The sequence below is a fragment of the Ammoniphilus sp. YIM 78166 genome, assembly GCF_004522215.1.
Taxonomy (GTDB): Bacteria; Bacillota; Bacilli; order Aneurinibacillales; family RAOX-1; genus YIM-78166.
In genome coordinates, this window is the sequence record NZ_SDLR01000059.1 from 1 (window position 1) to 342 (window position 342).

Below are 342 nucleotides of genomic sequence, written 5' to 3' on the forward strand. Positions count from 1 at the left end.
CTGGTATCTTCGACTGATTTCAGCTCCACGAGCAAGTCGCTTCACCTACATATCAGCGTGCCTTCTCCCGAAGTTACGGCACCATTTTGCCTAGTTCCTTCACCCGAGTTCTCTCAAGCGCCTTGGTATTCTCTACCTGACCACCTGTGTCGGTTTGGGGTACGATTTGATGTTACCTGATGCTTAGAGGCTTTTCCTGGAAGCAGGGCATTTGTCGCTTCAGCACCGTAGTGCCTCGTCATCACGCCTCAGCCTTGGTTTTCCGGATTTGCCTGGAAAACCAGCCTACACGCTTAAACCGGGACAACCGTCGCCCGGCCAACATAGCCTTCTCCGTCCCCC

1 rRNA gene is annotated in these 342 nt (G+C 53.8%); it reads right to left on the bottom strand.

Annotation, left to right across the window (positions count from 1 at the left end):
- Positions 1 to 342 (bottom strand): 23S ribosomal RNA (locus EIZ58_RS32885); the annotation flags it as partial.